Raw genomic sequence first — 17329 nt, 5'->3', positions numbered from 1 at the left:
GCATCCGTTGTGGGCGGTCGCGACCTTCCTGGTGGCCACGGTCGCCGTTCTCGGAGTGAGCGGCGTCTCGATCGCGGCCTACGCCGCCTGGGACGTGACCAGTTCGATCACGACCGTGTCGCTCGTCTCCGACGAGGCCGCCGCCGCCCCCGGTGCCGCGCCGCCGCCCGAGATCTCCGCCATCGACGGCGGGGTCAACCTACTGCTCGTCGGCAGCGATAGCCGCACCGGGCAGGGCGACGCCTACGGCGAAGACGAGGGCGGCGAGCTCAACGACGTCACGATGCTGCTGCACATCTCGCAGGATCACACGAACGCGACGGTGGTGAGCTTTCCCCGTGACCTGGTGGTCGACATCCCCGACTGCCCCGAGGGCGGCGGCTACACGGCGCCGATCAACGAATCGCTCTCGCAGGGCGGTCTGGCGTGCACGGTGCTCACGGTCGAGAGTCTGTCGGGGCTCAGCATCCCGTTCGCCGCGGAGATCCAGTTCAACGGTGTGATCGAGATGTCGAACGCGGTGGGCGGCGTGCCGGTGTGTGTCTCGGAGCTCATCGACGATCCGTACACCGGCGTCTACCTCGAGCCCGGCACCTCGTCGCTGAGCGGTGCGGATGCGCTCGGCTTCCTGCGCACCCGGCACGGTGTCGGCGACGGCAGCGACCTCGGCCGCATCTCGTCGCAGCAGGTGTTCCTCTCGTCGCTCGTGCGCACCATCAAGTCGGATTCGACGCTCAGCGACTTCGGCAAGCTCTACGGTCTCGCGAAGGCGGCGGCGAGCAACATGACCTTGTCGGATCGCTTGGCGTCGCCCGACACCATGGTCTCGATCGCGCTGTCGCTGAAGGACATGGACCTCTCGAAGGTCACGTTCGTGGCCTACCCGAGCTACTCGGCCGACTGGGTGCCCGAGGGCAAGGTCGCGCCCGACACCGATTCGGCGGCGGTGCTGTTCGCGGCCATCCAGGCCGACCAGCCGGTGGCGGTCGAGGCGCCAGGCGGCATCGCATCGGTTCTCGACCCGAACGCGCCGGTGCAGGCGGGTGCGCCGGCGACCACGGCTCCCGTCGACCCATCGGTTCCGGTGGATCCTTCCGTTCCGGTCGATCCTTCGGCCCCGGTCGAGCCGGCCACGCCCGAGCTGGGTTCGGTGAACGCCGACGGATCGACGGTGCTGCCGTCGAACGTGAAGGGCCAGACCGCGGCCGACTACACCTGCTCGGTCGGCAACGACTGAAGTCGGCATGGCCGTCGAACTGCTGTGGACGGGTCCCAAGGGCGGCCCGGTGCTCGTGCTCGCGCACGGCGCCGGTGCGGCGATGGACTCGGTCTGGATGAACCGCTTCTGCGAGTTGCTGGCCGAGCGCGGCATCCGCACGGCCCGGTTCGAGTTCGCCTACATGGCCGCGCGGCGCACCGGCACGCGCAAGCCGGCGCCTCGGGCCGACCTGGTGCTGGATGAGTACCGCGCGGCGGTGGCTGCGGTGCATGAGGTGCTTGCGGCATCCGGAGCGGATCGGCCGGTCGCCATCGGTGGCAAGTCGTTCGGCGGGCGCGTGGCGAGCATGCTGGCCGAGGAGTTGTTCGAGGCCGGTTCGGTGTCGGCGCTGGTGTGCCTCGGCTACCCGTTCCATCCGCCCGGCAAGCCGGATCGCTTGCGCACTGAGCATCTCGCCGAGCTGCGTGTGCCGACGCTGATCTGCCAAGGCACGCGCGACCCGTTCGGCACGCGGGAGGACGTGACGAGCTATGCGCTCTCGCCGGCCATCCGCATCCAGTGGCTCGACGACGGCGAGCACGAGTTCAAGCCTCGCGCGAAGATCTCGGGCCACACGCACGCCGAGCACCTCGCGACGGCGGCGGATGCGGTGGCCGCGTTCCTGCGCGCCCCGTCGTCGTGAAAGCCCGTGTCGGTCGGCTATGATGGCGGAGGCGAAAGCCAAGGAGACGTCGCATAGTTCGGCCTAGTGCACCACCCTGCTAAGGTGGAGAACCCTTTATTGGGTTCCGTGGGTTCAAATCCCACCGTCTCCGCAGATCCAGACCCTCAAAGTTCCTTTTAGATAAAGGGATGTCCGGGGGTCTGTTCTAGTTTTGAGAGCTACTCTGACCACATTTTGACCACATTCGCCCCCGAAAGTACGTGATCAAGGCGTATCGCAACGTCGTCGAGATCGTCGTCAAACAAGTAGGTGAACGTCTGGTCTCCAAGTCTGGTGACGTTCCCATGCCGGTCGTACAGTACAGTGCCGGCGACAAGACTAACTGCTGGCCGCACCATGCCGGCCGGTGCCGATGATGCACCGGTAACTGTCTCGGTGCTTTCACTCAGACGGTCGTCTGCGTCGTAACAGTATCGCGTGGAGTACTCTAGACCGTTCCCGCCGACGGGGACATCGGTGGTCGTGGTTCTATTGCCGTTTGCGGCCGCGGAGGTTCCGGCGCCGCAGGTATTGGTTGGCTCGAACCCGTATGTAAGTGCGTGGCCAGGGATGACTGCGGTGACCAGCCGACCGGCTGTGTCGTAGCTGTACTTGTATGTAGCTGTACTTGTATGTGTAGCTCGTGGAGTTGTTTGTGATGGTGGTTTGCAGGACGCGGCCGGTTTGCGATAGCACGGTTGAGTCACCAACGGTTGCTGGGGCTCCGGCGAACTGCTATTGGTATCCACTCGTGCGCCCGGCGGCATTGTAGGCCACTGATTCCAGGCTGCTTCCGTTGGAGTAGTCAACCGAAAGGAGACGTCCAGCTGCGTCGTAGACCGGTTGCGCTAGGACCGTGTTTCCGCCGTCGGCGGACGGGTCGAGGGCGATACTCCGGGGCCGTTGCGCAACGTCGCCCGGCAGCTCGGCCGCACGGCCGGCGGCCGCGCCCCGTCGCAGTATGTCGCGACCGCGAAGAATCCCCGGCTGATCGCGGCCGAGGCCGGCATGCTGCTCATGATCGGCTCCGGCCAAGCGAACCAGAGCATGGCGGCCATGATGCTCGCACGGCAACTCGCAGAACTGACCCGGAGCATCATCGAGTGGAAGAGACAGACCGGGCTGCTCGAGCACGCGACCCGCACGGAGAAAGCATTGACCACGGTCCTCGCGTCGACGAGTACCACACCGGGTGCAACCGCCACGGCCGCTCCCCCGGCACGGCCCGTCGACCAGGACGAGGCGATGCGCGCGCAGCTGCGTGCACGACGGGACGCGCAGTACCGGGCCGGTCGTGGCCGGCCCGGCGGCGGTGAACCGGGTGCGCCACCGCGGCGCGATGCTCCGCCGCGCGACCCCAAGCTCGGCCGGTGAGCAACGGTCGACTGTCGGGCGGGGCCGAAGTGGAGGTGATCGGAATGCAGGATGCACAGCGGCGAGTCCTGTTCTAGGACATCAAACCGCACGCAGTTCCGGTGAGCCTCGATGACGTCCACGGCCACGCTCACGGTCTCTTCGAGCTTCCCCGCGGCGTCTACCGGGGGTCGGTGTCAATGGTCGATCTGGGCGTGCCGGGACGGGTCACGAAGGCGTCCCAGGCGGTGCTCCGCGATGGCGGCGTCAGCGACCTGGTCGACATGGTGAACCGCGACGTACTGATCCGTCCGCGATCGTCAGGTTGTGGAAGAACGCGTGGGCTGAATCCTACCGTTCCTGAGTTTCGACCGTGAGATCCGCCGGATCGTCTGCACCACGGACGCGATTGAGTCCGTGAACGCCCAGATCCGGAATGCGGTCCGAGCTCCCGGGCGCTTCCCGAACGAGCAATCCGCGCTCAAGTGCGTCTACCTCGCGGTGATGGCCAAGGACCACGGGCCGTGGCAGAGCACGTTGGACACAGCGCTGGAGACAAGCGCTGAACGCCTTCGAGATCCGATTCGATGGCCGCTCAGCGCCTCGAACCACAACCCAGTTGCACCGTTGAGTTTTATGTCGACAGTCCCCGCTCCCGAAAATTACCAGCCGCAAGAGGTGAGGGACTGCACGGGAGCCCCCAGTGTGTTGACTCCTCCGAGAATCAGAACGTTAGTAGCTGACCGGGAGCGAATGTCTGAAAGGACGCCATCCGGTACACAATCGCTCGGGACTAGGTACAACGGCGCATTGAGGGCGCCAGCTAGTGCGGAGCCCGAGAGCGCGTCGGGATAGACGGCACCTGATGCCAACACCACGTAGTTGCTATTTTCGGTGAATGCTTCTCGGTTGATGACCTCAGAACCCAAGAAGCGATCGTTGCCAGCCAATCGATAGGTCGGCCGACTGGCATCGAGAGAACTTTCAATGCCAGTCGAGACTGAGTTTGGTCCACCACCGATCCACACCTGGGTAACGCCCAGGTTCTGCAAAAGAGTTAAGGTCGGGGCATCAACGGCGGCTGCTGTTCCGTTGACCAGGATGACGGGGGCGTCCTTCGAGGCGGCCGCAGAACCTGTGCCGAGAGCATCAGGGAAGTCTACTCCGGTCACTACATATGCCTTGCTGCTGGACGCGAACGCATATGCGGCAATTCTCCGTGAAACTTCGAACCGATCGGCCCCGTCTATCCTCACGACAGTGGGAGCGAGCGACTGTAAGACTGTGAACACCGCGGGAGAAATGGTGTTCACGCCGCCGACCGCCACGATTTTGCTTGGCGCTAGCCGGGTGATCTCAGTCTGAACCACGGTCGGCAAAGATGCGCTGGTGGTGAGGAGCAGAGGCCCTCCCTCATGAGAGGCAGCGGGACCAGCACCCAATGCATCCGGGAAGTTCTCACCCGAAGCAACGTAAACCACCGGAGCCTGGCCGGGAAATGCTCGCTGGGAGATCTTCACCGCGCCATCGAATCTGTCCGCCCCAGATACCCGCTCGGGGGTGGGCAATCCTGCGGAGCTCACCAACGGCTGCAGCTCTGAATTCAGTGCAAGCGAATCAGAGGCCGTTGCTGCAGAATCCGCGTTCTCGTTGCTCGCTGCCATCGTCGCAATACCGACTGCCGATGCGGCAGCTGCCGTACCGCCCACTAGAACCATGGCCACTATGGCGGCGGCAGTTATTCTTCCCCTTGCCCGGCCCTGACGAGACACCACATTCCCCCTACTTCCCATCACCGCTGCCCCCTCGGCGAGAATGACGAGAATCCATTCGAAGATAGATTATGCCGTGTTGGGAAACAGACTTTACTGCGCCAGGGTGAATGGCAATCAGGGGGAAACAAATGCACAGGTATCCGCAGATCGGACTGATCGCCTCAGTCGTCGTCCTGGCGACCGTTGGACTCACAGGTTGTAGCGATGGGAACACGCAGGAATCCGCGTGTTCCAGGGTCGGAGACGCTTCAACTGGCGTCTTTGATCGTGTTTCCACGGCGATGCAAAATTTCAGTGCCGAACCGGAGGAGTCTGCCCATGTCCTAGACGATGCGGCAAAAGATTTCCGCTCGGGAATTAACGGGGTGACGTTCGCTGCTGTCGCGGAACCAGCGAAAGCGTTGGCAGATGCGCTCGACGATCTCTCGGCCGCGGCAGCCGCGGCCACCTCAAAAGCATCCGATGACTCGTGGATGGGAGACTCGGACCTGCTCGCAGCGCGGGATCGCATTAACAATGCGGCATCGCAACTTCAGGACCTGTGCGAAAAGGAGTAGCTCCTAGTCGATTCGCTTCAGTTCTTCGCACCGCTATATGATCTCGGCGGGGCTACTGCTCCGGGGGATCGGCTGAGAAGCGTTTTGCGAAGCGTGACTCGGTAACTTGTGCGGGGGTACTTGTGAGGGTCAAGCGACTTTTCATTCCGGCTATCGTCTTGTGCGTGGCTCTGTCCGGAGCTCAACTACAAGTAGTAGCGGCCAGCGAGAATGAGCCGGTTGACGACCCCGTGAACGAGTCAGTTGCTGTCGACCAGACAGCCAGCGGAGTCATTGACCTGAGTGCCTCGCCGTCCAATCTAGAGAACTCAACGCCCCTCGCAGGAACTGCCTCTACACCATGGAATCCCACGTACTCGCTTCCACAGTGGGTCGAGTCTTCAACGCTGTCGCCGACTGACGGGAGCGTGAACAACGGCCTGCAGCCCGTACTTACTCAGAGCTCAGCTGGAAATACCACAAGCGATCCGACGAAATACTTTTTCACCGTCTGCACCGGATACACAAAGGGCGGATCGACGCCGAGCGGCACCGGGAATTCCTACTGTGGAACCCAACCAACGACGGTCGCATACTCGGGGTGGGTCACCACGCCTACGTGGCAGGTTCCTGCAGGAGCCTTGCAGCCGAACGCGACGTACACCTGGACCGGGATGTCACGGTCGGGTGATTCGCTAACTATCCTCGACAGCTCTGCGGATGCGAACTGGTTCAGCACCGGCCCCACTCAACAGGGAACGCCGGGAGATTTCGATGCCGTCTTCAATTACGTGTCGCCCAGCGCCGCCTCGTTTCAGTATTCCCTGACTCCCACACTCGTCTCTAAGATCAAACTCGCTCAGCCCGGACGCCAGAACTTCATGAAGTTTTCGGTTTCAGCGTGCACAGACTCGACATGTGTCGGAGGCACCGAAGTCGCTAACTCAGGCTGGATCGCTGGGACATCGTGGACCGTGCCGAGCGGCGTAATGAACTGGGGCGGCCTGTACAAATGGAACGCCTCTATTGGCTCACCGTTTTTCGATGGGGTGCTTGACAACTTTGATTGGCATCCGGCTCGCTCGTTTGCTACGTCGATCCCAATCCCGAGTGGACAGCATCTCGGTCTCGACAATCAAAGCCCCACTGTCGCTGGCGTGAATCTCGCTGATCGGCATTTTGAGTACAGCGTTGTCGATGCGGCGATCGCGACCGCCAGTGACCCGCTCACGATTACACGGCAGTACTCGAGTTCTTCAAGCGCCGCGACCGGCGCTTTCGGCCCAGGCTGGGCATCAGTGCTCGATATGGGGTTGGTTCCAACCTCATATGGGTACTACGTCCGACTTCCCGATGCACACGAAGTGGCGTTCGGGCGTAATCCAGATGGGTCCTTCGTCCCGGCTCCGGGTAGTGAGGGAATGAGTCTCGGGCCTTGTAGTGGGGCGTGCCAGGCCAGCGATCTCGCGTTCGTGGATCAATCCGGAACTAAATACGTGTTCACCGCAAATCGACTGGTCAAGATCATTGACGGCGATCTGCGAGAGCGTGCTTTCGTCTACGACTCCGCAGGGAAGATCTCGAAGATCGTTGATGCGACCACTGGTCGAAGTCTTGGCGTTTCCTGGAGCCAGAACCGCGTTCTTCAAGTGACTCTCGAGCCTGCAGTTCAGGGGGTGCCGTCCACGTGGAACTACTCGTACCGGGCAGACCGGCTAGATTCGGTCTGCCCACCAGAGACCCGGACCAGTTGCACTCGCTACACCTACAACACCACTAGCCCCCGTACGCTCCTTGCAGTCATCGCTCCAAACGGCACGGCAGCTCAGCAAGTCACTTATGACAGCACCCGGCGGACTGTCACCGCGACAAACACCGCCGGCCTCACCACGCAGTTCACGAAAGCTTCTGACGTGAACAGTGGCCAAAAGGTGACGGCCACCGAGGCCGGAGGCGAAACCAGCGTTTACCGCCTGGATCAGTTCGGTCGAAACATTCAACTGACCGATACGGGCGGCGCTGACGAGCGGTGGGCGTACGACCTCCAAGGCCGCATGGTCACGTACCGGAACGCCGTGGGCGGCGGGGTTGACTTGACGTACGACAAGGGCCGGCTCTATTCGCGCAAGACGTACCGTGACGCCACCCTCACCTACACACAGATGTTCGCTTACATCACCACGGCGGGGCCTGCTCAAGGCAAGCTATGGCTCATTTCCGACGGGTCACAGGCGTGGTCAACTAACACTCCTTCGCCTAATCAAGCGCTGACCGAACTGCAGTACGACAGTCAAGGAAGGCTTGCGGCAGAGCATCAAGGAGCGCCCGGCGCCACCCGATCCTCGACAACTTACAGTTACACCACGGGTGGAGAGGCCGTTTGCGGGGGTGGCTCGGCACACCCGCCCGCAGGTCTTCTCAAGACCCGCACCGACCCAGCTGGGAACGTGACCACGCGAACTTACGATGCTTTGGGTCAGCTCTGCGACGAGACCGATGCCGTCGGGAAGCACACCACATACGGGTACGACGGGCTCGGCAGAGTCACCGCTGTTGCGGAAACAATCAACAACTCCACACCGACTCCCATCGCCAACTATTCGTACGCCCGTAATGGCCTGGTCGCGTCGATCACTGGGCCAAACATCGCAGACCCGACAACCGGCCTCAGCCGCAAGACGGTGACGTCGTTCACATACGACGCGAATTACAACATGCTAACCACGACCGAGACGGACGCCGTCAGCGCACAAACCCGCACAACCAGTTACGGGTATGACCAGTACGATCGCGTCACCTCTGTTACGCAACCGGATTCCTCAGCGGTGAGTTACCTCTATGACACCCGAGGAAACGTCACCCAGGCGACAGATCAGAACGGTTCAAAGACCTCCTACGCGTACAACGCGGCAAGCGACCTCATCACGACCACGGCCCTTGGATATGTCAATCCGGTCACCGGCGGAAGCCCGCACAACATTGTTCTCGAGCAACGCGGATACGACTCAAGTCACCGCCTCACGTCGACCACCGATCGGAATGGGCAAGTCCTTCAGTACGAGTACTACGCCGACGACCTGCTCAAGAAGACGACCGCGATCGCTCAACCTCTTGCCGACGGAACGACCGCAAACGTGGTTCGGGAATCGTACGTGTACGACGCGCTCGGCAATCCCACTCAGGTCAAGCTCAACAACGATCGAACCGTCGTGACTAACGTCTATGACAAGAAGTCCCAATTGACTTCCTCTGCCGTAACGGTGCCCGCGGCTGGAACTGCACCAGCTGCCACTCGCGTTCTCACACGAACGTACGATCTGCGAGGACTTCTCCTCACCGACTCGATTGGGGCTTCAGCTACCGAACCCTCCCGAACAACAACATACGTGTATGACAACGCCGGTCGGATGATCAAGACCTCTGTCGGACAGAGCGCCACTTCTACGGACCAGGCCGTCACCTACTATCAACGCAACCTCCGCGGCGGCGTCGTGGCCATCACTGACCCACGCGGTGGAAGCGCCGGCGATGCCGCGTGGACGACGAACGTCCAAATTGACGCGACCGGAAATGCTGTTTCGATCACAGCGCCTGCTCCGATCGCTGGTGCCGCACGCCCGGTCACCAAATTCGGTTACGACGCGTTCGGTCGCCAAACCCTCACAATTGGTCCCAGTGGGGAGCGCGTGAACCGCACCTACGACGCGATGAACCGCGTTCTCACCGAAACGGCACCGTACTTCACTCCCGCTCCTGTGGGAGGCGCGCCTAAAACCAGCTATCAGTACACCGCTTCAGGCCAGCTGCTTCAGCAAACTGACCGCGCCGGCGCCGTCACGACGAACACTTACGACACGCTTGACCAGGTTGTCCAGCAGACGAAATCACCGAAGTCTGTCGGCGGTACCGCTCGCATCTGGACGACGCAGTACAGTGATGCCGGCCAGCCAGTAGTCCAAACCAGTCCGTCCGGTGCCATCACCTACCAGGCATTCAATTCACTCGGTCAACGCTCCTCAGCCGCTACCGCACTCACCGGACCAAGTGGCGCTCAAACGCTAACGTCCGCGTACACGTACGACCTCGGTGGAAACCTCGCCTCCTCCACCAGCCCGGGCGGCGGGATCACCACCGCCGTGTACGACGCCCTCAACGAGCTCGCTGCCGTCACCGACCCGGACGGTGGCACGACGAACTACGCATACGACTATCTCGGGCAAACTACGAAAGTCACCGACCCTATCGGGAACTCTGAAGTGACCGCGTATGACGCCCAGGGAAACGTCACCGCGCTCACACAGAAGAACACCACCGGTGGAACCGTCCGATCGTGGAATTGGAAATACGACAAAGCCGGTAACCAGACGGAGCAGAAAGACCCGCGAAATGGCGTACGCACCTTCGCCTACGACGCTCTTTCCCGGCTGATCACCCAAACCTACGAAGACAACTCCGTCGCATCGATCGGGTATGACGCCAGCGGAAACGCCACCAAATACACTGACCCGCGGGGGAACATCACCACCGCCACGTACACTGCCGAGGGCGCCACGGCCACTGTCGTTGAACCATCGACCACGGCATACACTTCTGCCGCCAACCGCACGACCGCCTGGCAGTACGACGGTGCAGGACGAGTGACCGGAATCACTAACCCCGGCGGCTCGACTGTGTCTCGCACCTATGATGCTGACAGCAACCTCCTTACTGAGACCGCTCAACAAGCGGCCGCGCCCACCAGCAGCACACGCGCATTTGCATACGACGACCTCGACCGGCTTGTGTCGTTCTCGCACCCGAATGGCACTCAGGCGATTACGTACAACCAGATCGGCTGGATTACCGGTTCCACCGGCCCAGCGGGCACTGCGACATTCAGCTACGACAATGACGGGAACATCACTCAACGATCCGACGCATCGGGTGCCATGTCAGCCACCTGGACTCCCGGCGGGCGCCTCGCAACGCTCCGGACTGACACCGATGAGCCCCTTCTCAGCAACGAGTACGATCCAGCCGGTGAACTTATCCACCAGTCCTGGGGAGACGCTCTCACCCGGGATTACAGCTACGACGAATACGGGCTGCTAGTCGACGACAAAACTCGAGCAACCGACGGCACTCTCCTGGCCTCCACGGGATACGTGTACGACGGAGCCGGTAACGTCAAGACCCGCGTCGTAGGGCCGGCAACCGCGGCTGGAGCGGGAACAACCACCTACACATACGATTCACGAGAACGCCTCACGTCCTGGAAGACGCCTGACGCTGTCGTGCACACTAATGTCTGGGACAAAGCAAACAACGCCACAACACTTGACGGCACCACTCGCACGTTCGACGCACGAAACCGACTCCTCACAAGCGGTTCCGACGCCTTCTCTTATAACGCACGCGGCGACCTCACCTCACAAACGGGCGCCCACCCGCGCACACTGAGCTACGACGGATTCAGTCAACTCACCAACGACGGCTCTGCAACGTACAACTACGATGCCCTCTCTCGGCTATCAAACTCCGGCACCAGCACCTTCACATACGCCGGCGCAAGCCAAGAAGCGTCAACGATCGGCGCTGACAGTTACGGACGAAGCCCAGACGGAGCCCTCGCCACCATCAATGGGGCCCTGTCCGTCGCAAATAGCCATGGAGACATCACCAGCCAAATCACTCCCGACAGCGAAGCCTCGTCAGTCGCCTACTCACCCCTCGGCGCCGCAATCACCACAGTCGGCGCACCAACAGGAAGCCTCGGCTTCCAGAGCGACTTCAGCTCCACATCCGGACTCGTCAACATGCAGGCACGGTGGTATGACCCGACTATCGGGACCTTCATTACCCGCGATAATGTCGCGCTCACCTTGGACGAGCAGAACCGCTACTCATACGCATCCGGCAACGTCACCAACAAGACAGACCCCACCGGACATTGCCCCGCATGTGCAGCAGTCCCCATCGGTGCCGGCATCGCCATATCGCTCGAAACCGGAATCCTCATCGGCTCCGGCATTGCCGCGCTGTTCGTTGGGGTTGGAGCGTGGGATTACGGCGTGAACCATGTCAACGAAATCAACGCCGGCATATCGAACCTGTTCACCGGAACATCCACAGCCAGTTCGACCACTACAACGACCACGACGTACACCCTGCCTTTGAGCAACGCGGGGGGCGTATCGATACCTAACCTCAATATTTCACCCATCAGCATTTCGCCAATCAACATTCCGAAAATCGATCTGTCAGGGCTCGCAGCGAGCATGGCTGCATTGGCACAAAGCATGGCTGCGCTGGCAGAATCCATGGCCGCACTCAACGAGAGCCTCGCCCAGCTAAAGGCACTCACTTTCAGTTGGAAGGCCAACCAGTACACAGGCGAGCATCCAAATTCCTACATTGTTGAAGGTGTCGTGGCGCTCAGTGTCGCTGCGGCGGGCGGCGCACTGATCTGCGGTGCAGGTGGTAGCTCCGGCGCGTGCCAGTCGTCGGTGAGTTCGCTCGGCACCGCGTGCGCGGGACCAGGCGCTAGCACTGCCGTAGCCTGCTTGCCCCAAGTGACCGACATCTGGAACTCAACGACAGATCAGCAGGCAAAAAGCGATACCCAAACTGGGGAGTCTCAGCAGATCGCAGGCCCTAAGACCCAAACTGGCGGCGGGAGCTCGGGTGGCGGCTCAAAGCGGCCGCCCTGGGTTGGCGACTCCGAATGTCACGAAGCAGCTCCCGGCGGCAAGAACAAGCCGAATCGACCCGGACTGACCGACGAGACAAAGCAAGCGATTCAAGATGATGCTCCGAAGGATCCTCACGGCAATTTCATTGATCCAAATACCGGTGAATCCATCACTGGGCCGTGGGAATATGGTCATAAGGAGGGCTTCGAATGGTGGCGAACGGCTCAGGTCGCGCGCGACCAGGGCTGGACAAAGGAGCAAATTAAGGCCTGGGAAAACGAAGCAGACCACTATCAGATCGAAGATCGCTCCGAGAATAGGAGCCATCGGTGGGAGATGAAGCCGTGTTAGACCGCGCCAGGCGATCTCCGCTTCATTACGCAGCTTTGGAAAATGATGTTCTCCTCGTTGAGTCCAGCATTGCATCCGGTGCGGACGTGAACGGAGCCGACAGTGCAGGGTTTCGGCCGCTGCATTTCGCTGCGCAGGAGCACTCAGTCGAAGCGGCCGTGGCCCTGCTCAACCACGGTGCCGACCCAAATGCTCAAAACGTCCACGGAAATACACCACTCTTCACAGCCGTCTTCAACGCGGGAAAGGGTGGAGAGATAGTTGTGCTTCTGTTGGGGCATGGCTCCGATCCGAATATTCCTAACACAAGGGGCGTGAGCCCCTTTGATCTGGCTCATAGGATCGCGAACACTGACGTCCGGAAGTATTTTCCTGATCCTCACGAGGAATTGCCAGCTTCACTCTGAGTCGCCGCTCTGCCGCGGGAAGACGAGGGTGGTTGACAGGCCAGCCCAGAGCAGATTCGCGCCGAGTGGAACGCAATGCGGAGCCAGTCTGGATCGATGAAGCAGCCAAGAATGCTGGCGCTTAGTCAGCGTCTAACCTCTCGCTCATGCAAAGCGGGAGGGCGCCCTACGGGGTCGATGGCAAGCCTATGGAGGTTCATCACATTCGTCCGATTGGCCTCGGGGGCACCAATGATCCTGACAACTTGAAGATTATGACTCAGACCGAGCATCGACTCGGCTCCAACTACACGCTCAATCACAAGACGAACGTGCCCGATCCCTGTTAGGAGATGCCAAGCTTGTACGACGAATTGAAGGCAGTGCTGTCATCGCGACGTGACCTCGAACGGGGGAACGGCGCAACGGAAGCTGAACTTTCAGCAGCAGAGATGCAGATCGGAAGCATCCCCCAGGAGTTTCGTCAGTTCTTGATGGACTTTGGCTGGGTCATCCTTGGTCATTACGAGGTCTTCGGCGTCGGCGAGGGGATTACCGCCAGGAACGATCTCGTATCAGAGACTTTGAATGAGCGATCGTACGGTCGGATACCAAATTTGGTTCCAGTTATGAACGACGGAGCAGGAAACCTGTATTGCGTGACGCAGGACAGCATTACCCCGTCGCCAGTTCTCCTATCTACTCTAGATTCCAGTCCAGATTATGTAGTAGAGCAGGCTGGGTTTAGCAGCTGGCTCTTGAATTTGGCTCGCGGGTTGCCACATCAGTAGATGTCGCTTGTCGCTTGCCGTAGCGATTCGGACGCAGCCGAATCGATCGGCCAAAGAATCGGAGCCACAATTGGGAGATGAAGCCCTGTCAGATCGCGCAAATCGATCTCCAGTTTGCTATGCCGCTTTGGACAACGACATCGCGTTGGTTGCCTCCAGCATCGTCGACGAAGCTGATGTAAATGTAGCGGATCGGGCTGGTTTCCGCCCCCTACATTTCGCTGCGCAGGAATACTCAGTTGGCGCAACCTCAATACTTCTCGATCACGGTGCCGATCCCAATGCACAGAATGTCCACGGCAATACACCCCTATTCACAGCCGTAATTAGCGCACGAAAAGGCGGCGAGATCGTCATGCTCCTTTTGGAGCAGGGGTCTGACCCAACGACCCCAAATACCACAGGAGTGAGTTTCGCTAGATCTGGCCAGACGGATTGCGACAACTGACGTCCGAAAATACTTCTCGGCTTGGTGGCGAGACGCGAAGGGTCCCAGGCGCACCACGCGGTGCAACTGAAATAGCTGCTGGGTGGTCCAGCACGAAACGGGCGGGGCCTGAATCGCAACGGATGTGTGTAAGGAACAAGTCGGTGGTGACTGATGTTTCTGCTGAGGTTTTGGTTGGGTCTGGGTGCTGAGTGACTCCTAATAGGCCGAAGGGGCGTGACCACCTTGGTAGCCACGCCTGTGCCCTTGCTGATTCTCAGAGCCCGAGCTCGTTGTCCTTGCTGAGGTTCCGGCTGGTGCCCTTCCTAGCTTTCGGGGCCTGCTTCGGGGTGCCTTGCACGGCCGCGCTCGGCGGGGTGCGGCGGCCGCGTTCCGTGATCAACCGGGACTGGATCACTTCGGGGTCCACCTGGCGATCGACGAGGTCGCCGCGGAGCCGGTCGAGACGCCCCGGGGTGTCCCAGTCGGCGGCTTGTGCCCGGTAGTCGTCGATCGCCAATTGCTCCACGTGCGTAGACGGGTCGCCGGCACGTTCGTGCGCTTCTGCCGCAGTGGTGGCGGCCGCGCGAGTGCTGAGCTGGCTCTGCGCGTGCTGTTGCTCAATGTCGTGCGGGACATCCGGGGTGCGTGGCCCTTCGACCACGGCGCTGAGCTGTGCTTCGTCGCCGCGGGCGGCATCGACCAGCTTGTCTTTGGCCGCGGCATCCTCGCGGAGCCGCGCCAGCGGTAGTTGTCCGGTCAGCCCGTCCAGGGCCTCTTCCGCGGCCGCGGACTCGGCGCCGAGCCGATCGGCGTGGCCGGCACGCCAGGCGGCCAGGTCCTCGACGCCGGCGGCCTCCGCGCGCAACCGTTCCGCTTCGACCGCGGCGCTCGTGGCGGCATCCGACGCACTCCCGGCGCGACCGTACACGGCAAGATCCCGATCGTCGCCGCGCTCCCAGTTGACCTGCTCGGTGAGGTCGTCTGCGAGGCTGCGCTGCTCGGCCGCGAGGACGTCGTAGGCGCCCGCCTCAGCCAACAGAAGGGCTGTGCGGGCCTCGTCGACGCCCGCGTGAGCGCGCAGCCTGGTCTCGGCCGCGCGCTGCTCGGCGAGATCCCGGGTGGCTTGGATCACCTCGGAGGGGTCGCCCTGCAGCTGGTCGATGTCGATGCCGTACCGCTCCCGAACCTCGCGGGAAATCGTGTCGTGCGCTGCGGCGACTCGGTCTGTTGCGGGGGCGTCGTCGGCCCACCGATGCCTGGGCTCGGACACCGCGACCCGGGCCCTGTGATGGCGGCGCTCGACAACCCAGCCGTCACCCTGGAGCTGATCCTCGACTCGCATCACCTGCATCCGCGCATGTGTGCTTTTCTGTTCGACCTCGCGCCCGAACGAGTCGCACTCATCACCGACGCCATGGCGGGAGCTGCTGCTCCGGAAGGAAGCTACGACCTTGGCGGCTTCTCCGTAATCGTCTCCGCTGGCATCGCAACCCTTGAGGGAACGGGCATACTCGCGGGCTCTACGCTGACGCTCGATCACGCAATCCGCGAGGGGCTAGCCGCAGGAATCGATCCAGTCGCATTGGTGACCGCCGCCACCCTCGCTCCTGCGAGAGCGCTTGGGCTCGAAGACACACTCGGAAGACTTCAGCCCGGATGCCTCGCTGACATTGTCTTGCTCACCAAGGAATGGAACGTGCCGGACGGCCACTCTTCTAACCAGGAAGCCACCACTGATCTGTAGCGTCCGATTTCCGTCGTCACTCATTGAAATGAGCTCGTTTCCTGCGTCAATCTCCGCATCAATAGCTTGCTTCATCGACACGGCTGTTCGGAGGCGTCGGTGACTGTCATTCACTCGTCGCGAACGATATTGCTGAACGGCAATGGTGTCGGCGAGGATGAAGTTTGGGAGGGGCGTCGTCCCGCCCCGAGTTTCTCCTTGCAGATCGCAATGAAGGCCCGGCACAGTTAGGGCTATGCCGCGCTTCGTCCCATTGTCAGACAGGGACGGTCCCGCCGGCAGCGCCCGGATGTGGATCAATCCCGAGCACATCGTATCGCTCGTCCCGAAAGTCCACCGGGATGGCACCCACCACATCCTGCAGGTCGAGATCAAGCTCGTAGGCACGCCAGCCTTCGACGCCCGGCTGGGCCAGTTCAACTCCGGCGCCGATGCCGATACGCGCTGGGAGGAGTTCCTGCGGGACCTCGGACGTGAACCGCCTGCCGAGCCCTAGTTCCTATTGACATAAGGTTCATTCTCGGCGGCCCGTGGGGGCAGGGCGTGTGAGTAGCGGTGTGCCGAGGCGTGACCACATTTTGACCACACTCGCGCCAGATCGTACTGATCTTACGGCCACCGATGTGAACGAAGATCCTTGATTTTGCGCGGATTGTCGCTCATTTCGGCGCCACGTCAGGGGCAAAGATAGGGTTCAAATCCCACCGTCTCCGCACTGAGAACCTTAATAAGGTATCTCGCTCGAACGCCGGACGGGGTCCGCGAGGTGAGCGAGTCCGCTCAGGGCTTCCGCGACCACGTCCGCCGCCGCCACGTCATCGTTTCTCATCGCCCACCAGGCCAACGCTTCCATGATGGTGGTCTGGATGGCGGCTCCGGCGGCCTGCGGCCGGACGTCGGCGGGGTCAGCGCCCGAGCGGCGAGCGACGAACGCCACTGTCTCCTCGCGCCATCGGCGGTACACGTCCGGGTGGGTGATCTCGAGGCCGGGGGTGAGGGCGATGACCCGCAGCCGCGCCCTGCCGAAGGTGGCCTCCTCCGCCTCTTCGTGGAACACGGACACCATGGCCTCCGTGACCGCGCCGATGATCGACAGGCGCTCATCGGTCGTCTCGAGCGCGCTGCGGAGTGTGTCGAGTGCCCCGTCGAGGCCTCCCCAGACGATGTCCGCCTTCGTGGGGAAGTAGCGGTGCAGGGTTCGGACGCTCATCCCCGCATCGGCGGCGATCTCCGACATCGTCACGGCGTCGTAGCCGCGATCGATCAGGATGTCGAGCGCACGCATGCGCAGAGCGGACACGTTGGCCGACCGTGGGCGACCGCGGCCTCTGTGTGTCTCTGGCATACATCCACGGTACCGTCGGGGGCGA

14 protein-coding genes, 1 tRNA gene and 1 pseudogene are annotated in these 17329 nt (G+C 61.8%); 13 read left to right on the top strand and 3 right to left on the bottom strand.

Going from position 1 to position 17329, the window contains the following annotated elements; translation table 11 throughout:
• Window positions 1-7 precede the first annotated feature (7 nt).
• From BLW00_RS04655 to BLW00_RS24480, 5 genes and pseudogenes are all read left to right on the top strand, one after another.
• Window positions 8-1237 carry an LCP family protein gene (locus BLW00_RS04655; protein ID WP_245741263.1) on the top strand — a complete coding sequence of 410 codons (1230 nt, stop codon included), beginning with the start codon at window positions 8-10 and terminating at the stop codon, window positions 1235-1237.
• A gap of 7 nt (window positions 1238-1244) precedes the next feature.
• Entirely contained in the window at window positions 1245-1901 is a 657-nt protein-coding gene (locus BLW00_RS04650) for an alpha/beta fold hydrolase (protein WP_092549839.1), read from the top strand.
• A gap of 42 nt (window positions 1902-1943) precedes the next feature.
• Window positions 1944-2034, top strand: a tRNA-Ser gene (locus tag BLW00_RS04645).
• A gap of 791 nt (window positions 2035-2825) precedes the next feature.
• Window positions 2826-3296: a hypothetical protein gene (locus tag BLW00_RS04640; protein WP_092549836.1), complete on the top strand. Its 471-nt coding sequence runs from the start codon at window positions 2826-2828 to the stop codon at window positions 3294-3296.
• A 292-nt stretch (window positions 3297-3588) separates the two neighbouring features.
• Window positions 3589-3906, top strand: a pseudogene (locus BLW00_RS24480) (transposase); the annotation flags it as partial.
• A 31-nt stretch (window positions 3907-3937) separates the two neighbouring features.
• Here BLW00_RS24480 and BLW00_RS04630 read toward each other — a convergent pair.
• The gene (locus BLW00_RS04630) at window positions 3938-4993 is read right to left on the bottom strand and encodes a cell wall-binding repeat-containing protein (protein WP_217634290.1); all 1056 of its coding nucleotides are present in this window, start codon (window positions 4991-4993) and stop codon (window positions 3938-3940) included.
• A 164-nt stretch (window positions 4994-5157) separates the two neighbouring features.
• Here BLW00_RS04630 and BLW00_RS22845 point away from each other — a divergent pair, with 164 nt between their 5' ends.
• The 6 genes from BLW00_RS22845 (at window position 5158) to BLW00_RS24385 (ending at window position 14233) form a co-directional block, all read left to right on the top strand.
• Entirely contained in the window at window positions 5158-5607 is a 450-nt protein-coding gene (locus BLW00_RS22845) for a hypothetical protein (protein ID WP_139256626.1), read from the top strand.
• Window positions 5608-6227: 620 nt separating this feature from the next.
• The gene (locus BLW00_RS04625; RefSeq protein ID WP_139256625.1) at window positions 6228-12608 is read left to right on the top strand and encodes a GH-E family nuclease; all 6381 of its coding nucleotides are present in this window, start codon (window positions 6228-6230) and stop codon (window positions 12606-12608) included.
• Window positions 12587-13015, top strand: a complete 429-nt coding sequence (locus tag BLW00_RS04620) for an ankyrin repeat domain-containing protein (RefSeq protein ID WP_217634289.1) — start codon at window positions 12587-12589, stop codon at window positions 13013-13015. The genes BLW00_RS04625 and BLW00_RS04620 overlap by 22 nt, the downstream gene beginning before the upstream one ends.
• 146 nt (window positions 13016-13161) lie before the next feature.
• Window positions 13162-13344 (top strand): HNH/ENDO VII family nuclease, encoded by a 183-nt coding sequence (locus BLW00_RS24390; RefSeq protein WP_092549824.1) that lies wholly within the window; start codon window positions 13162-13164, stop codon window positions 13342-13344.
• A gap of 12 nt (window positions 13345-13356) precedes the next feature.
• Window positions 13357-13785, top strand: coding sequence for an SMI1/KNR4 family protein (locus BLW00_RS04610; protein WP_175494136.1), 429 nt, complete (start codon window positions 13357-13359; stop codon window positions 13783-13785).
• 7 nt (window positions 13786-13792) lie between these two features.
• A complete protein-coding gene (locus tag BLW00_RS24385; RefSeq protein WP_407650946.1) occupies window positions 13793-14233 on the top strand; it encodes an ankyrin repeat domain-containing protein in 441 nt (146 codons plus the stop codon).
• 256 nt (window positions 14234-14489) lie between these two features.
• On the opposite strand, the gene BLW00_RS04600 is transcribed toward BLW00_RS24385, so the two are convergent.
• Window positions 14490-15485 (bottom strand): hypothetical protein, encoded by a 996-nt coding sequence (locus BLW00_RS04600; protein WP_139256624.1) that lies wholly within the window; start codon window positions 15483-15485, stop codon window positions 14490-14492.
• An 18-nt stretch (window positions 15486-15503) separates the two neighbouring features.
• Here BLW00_RS04600 and BLW00_RS04595 point away from each other — a divergent pair, with 18 nt between their 5' ends.
• Window positions 15504-15959, top strand: a complete 456-nt coding sequence (locus tag BLW00_RS04595; RefSeq protein ID WP_175494134.1) for an amidohydrolase family protein — start codon at window positions 15504-15506, stop codon at window positions 15957-15959.
• Window positions 15960-16194: 235 nt separating this feature from the next.
• A complete protein-coding gene (locus tag BLW00_RS04590) occupies window positions 16195-16455 on the top strand; it encodes a hypothetical protein (RefSeq protein WP_139256623.1) in 261 nt (86 codons plus the stop codon).
• Window positions 16456-16683: 228 nt separating this feature from the next.
• On the opposite strand, the gene BLW00_RS04585 is transcribed toward BLW00_RS04590, so the two are convergent.
• On the bottom strand, window positions 16684-17259 hold the full coding sequence (locus tag BLW00_RS04585) for an acyl-CoA-like ligand-binding transcription factor (RefSeq protein ID WP_175494133.1): 576 nt from the start codon (window positions 17257-17259) through the stop codon (window positions 16684-16686).
• Window positions 17260-17329 lie beyond the last annotated feature (70 nt).

The sequence above is a fragment of the Herbiconiux ginsengi genome, from assembly GCF_900107435.1.
Classification (GTDB): Bacteria; Actinomycetota; Actinomycetes; order Actinomycetales; family Microbacteriaceae; genus Herbiconiux; species Herbiconiux ginsengi.
The sequence above is the reverse complement of the archived record's forward strand: the minus strand, read 5'-3'. Positions and strand labels throughout refer to the sequence as shown.

What these genes read in the sequence shown, in the direction of transcription:
- BLW00_RS04650 (WP_092549839.1), top strand. Translation starts at nt 1,245, where the DNA reads ATGGCCGTCGAACTGCTGTGGACGGGTCCCAAGGGCGGCCCGGTGCTC.
- BLW00_RS04630 (WP_217634290.1), bottom strand. Translation starts at nt 4,993, where the DNA reads ATGGTTCTAGTGGGCGGTACGGCAGCTGCCGCATCGGCAGTCGGTATT.
- BLW00_RS22845 (WP_139256626.1), top strand. Translation starts at nt 5,158, where the DNA reads ATGGCAATCAGGGGGAAACAAATGCACAGGTATCCGCAGATCGGACTG.
- BLW00_RS24390 (WP_092549824.1), top strand. Translation starts at nt 13,162, where the DNA reads ATGCAAAGCGGGAGGGCGCCCTACGGGGTCGATGGCAAGCCTATGGAG.
- BLW00_RS04595 (WP_175494134.1), top strand. Translation starts at nt 15,504, where the DNA reads ATGGCGGCGCTCGACAACCCAGCCGTCACCCTGGAGCTGATCCTCGAC.
- BLW00_RS04590 (WP_139256623.1), top strand. Translation starts at nt 16,195, where the DNA reads ATGCCGCGCTTCGTCCCATTGTCAGACAGGGACGGTCCCGCCGGCAGC.